Raw genomic sequence first — 1,592 nt, forward strand, 5'->3', positions numbered from 1 at the left:
GTTCCCCCAGCGGGTAGAAGACCTTGGATGCGCAAGTCCTGCGCGTGAGACGGACCAACCGACGCCGGTCTCCCACGCTGTACTGATCGTGCTGTACCTGTGGGCCCGGTGTGCGTCGAATCGTGATGTTCGTTTCGGAATCGCCGTCGACGGGCGACGGTCGGACCGGTCGAGCCGAGTGCGTCCTACACTCCCCCGCCTCTGTCCGAGGCTCAGCGGAAGCGTTCGGCCTCACGTGCGAGTTGCACGAGGTCGGCGCACAGGGACTCCACCTCATGGGCCGCCGCACCTTCGGCAACGGCTGTCGCCACGTCCTCGGCGGCACATCGAACCTGGAAAACCCGGTCGACCATGGCGGAGGCTTCCTCCGAGGTGAGCACCACCGCATCGGCGGGGATGCTCGTGCCCTTGACCTGGTTGCGCTGTTCGTACGCGCGCTGCCGGCAGGATTGGCGGCAGTACCGGCGGCGCCGCCCCATCCCCGTCTCGGCCACTTCCCGGCCGCACCACACACAGGAATCGGGTCTGCGGGAGGCGCCGGTCATGGTCAACCACCTTACTGCGCGGCGCCTCGAGGCCCGCCCGGTAAGATGTCGAGGTTGCATCTGCGCGGCGTGCGGGAACCAATCGGGAGGCCGTGGCGTTGTAGATGAGTGTGAACGCTTGGTTCTGGTCCAGGCGTACTCGCGCGGAGACGATCGAGGAGAGGACACAACCATGGCAGATCGCGTACTTCGAGGGAGTCGACTCGGAGCGGTGAGCTACGAGACCGACCGTGACCACGACCTCGCGCCCCGTCGGATGGCCAAGTACCGGTGCGACAACGGTGAGGTCTTCGACATTCCCTTCGCCGACGAAGCCGAGATTCCCGGTACGTGGCTGTGCCGTAACGGCCTCGAGGGAACCCTGGTCGAGGGGACTGCGCCCGAGGCCAAGAAGGTCAAGCCGCCGCGTACCCACTGGGACATGCTGCTCGAACGCCGTTCCAAGGAGGAACTGGAAGAGCTGCTGAAGGAGCGCCTCGACCTGCTGAAGGCGAAGCGCCGCGGAGCCTGACCCAGGCCACCGAACCGTACGAACGCCGTCTCGGCTCTGCCGGGGCGGCGTTCGCCGCGTCCGGGGAGGCTGCGACCCCCGCTTCGGCACGGACGGGGTGTTCGACACGGACAAGCTTCTGTTGGTCACTGGGCTGGTCACCGTCTCGACAGGACTCATCCAAGTACTCCGATCTGCTGAACGCGGGCGCGTTACATTCCGAGCACACAAAGCACCGAGCGTCACGCCCCGAACACGCAGTCGAAGAAACCACGTATGACCGACCTCTCGGGCTTCCGTACCATTTGAGAGGTAGGTCACATGACCGCTCTCAATCTACTATTCGGTACCGCGGAGTCAAGGGTTTGGTCTTCTCTTCGGGTCGATCTCACACCTGGGGTATGAAATCGGCACCCTGAAACCACGGTCGGTCGGGCGCCCACGATATTTCGGGTGGTCAACCGCTCGTTTCCACTACAACCGCTCACATTTCGTGGTATTCCCCCACCACCACCCAAACCAAACCTTCCGGTCTGTCGGGCGGCGGGCGGGTGCGA

Annotated in this window: 2 protein-coding genes; one reads left to right on the forward strand and one right to left on the reverse strand. The window is 64.7% G+C overall.

Annotated features, from left to right (window positions below; genetic code table 11):
* Positions 1-212: 212 nt before the first annotated feature.
* Positions 213-545: a hypothetical protein gene (locus tag ACFVJ3_RS17080; RefSeq protein WP_005246337.1), complete on the reverse strand. Its 333-nt coding sequence runs from the start codon at positions 543-545 to the stop codon at positions 213-215.
* Between the two features lie 172 nt (positions 546-717).
* Here ACFVJ3_RS17080 and ACFVJ3_RS17085 point away from each other — a divergent pair, with 172 nt between their 5' ends.
* Positions 718-1,056 carry an RNA polymerase-binding protein RbpA gene (locus ACFVJ3_RS17085; protein WP_073359666.1) on the forward strand — a complete coding sequence of 113 codons (339 nt, stop codon included), beginning with the start codon at positions 718-720 and terminating at the stop codon, positions 1,054-1,056.
* Positions 1,057-1,592 lie beyond the last annotated feature (536 nt).

It is taken from the genome of Rhodococcus sp. NPDC127593 (genome assembly GCF_042671975.1).
In the GTDB taxonomy this organism is placed as follows: domain Bacteria; phylum Actinomycetota; class Actinomycetes; order Mycobacteriales; family Mycobacteriaceae; genus Rhodococcus_F.

Bases quoted from the DNA above. Each gene is read 5' to 3' on its own strand.
- ACFVJ3_RS17080 (WP_005246337.1), bottom strand. From the start codon at position 545: ATGACCGGCGCCTCCCGCAGACCCGATTCCTGTGTGTGGTGCGGCCGG.
- ACFVJ3_RS17085 (WP_073359666.1), top strand. From the start codon at position 718: ATGGCAGATCGCGTACTTCGAGGGAGTCGACTCGGAGCGGTGAGCTAC.